Annotated in this window: 1 pseudogene; it reads right to left on the reverse strand. The window is 51.2% G+C overall.

The features are described from left to right. Positions 1-50 precede the first annotated feature (50 nt). Positions 51-486, reverse strand: a pseudogene (locus U9983_RS26695) (hypothetical protein); the annotation flags it as partial.

Genomic DNA, 486 nt, shown 5'->3' on the forward strand with positions numbered 1-486 from the left:
CTCATACGAAGATAGGACTTAATTTCGATCACTCTTAACCTCTTCGTCTGCTATGGAAGAACGCCGGGATAAAACTGACCGATATGCCCTCTGTTAAGCCCTAGTACATAGTCGATGCCATCTACCTCACCTTGAATCTGATACATACCTTTCGAACCCCGACTGATAAGTATATCCCGATTCTGACGGAGGACGCTTCCAATCGCATCCTGCACGTCCTGAATGGACATTCCCTCATCAAAAAAGCTCTGCGACGCCTTCAAAGAGCCATCCCAATAGGCCGGATGATGACGCTCGAGAATATGCGTAATATCGCCCTTATCGAGCAGAAACTGCTGATTTCCAAACTGAAATCGCTGACTACGCCAACCATCCAGTGCATTCCCAACCCCACCCCTTGCAGTCCGGTCATGAATGTGTCCCTGTTCATCTCCGTCGTCGTCGGGGTTGGTGGGTGAGTCGGGGAAGGTAGGTGGGGCGGGGGGG

This window comes from Protofrankia sp. Cas3 (assembly GCF_963555955.1).
Classification (GTDB): domain Bacteria; phylum Actinomycetota; class Actinomycetes; order Frankiales; family Frankiaceae; genus Protofrankia.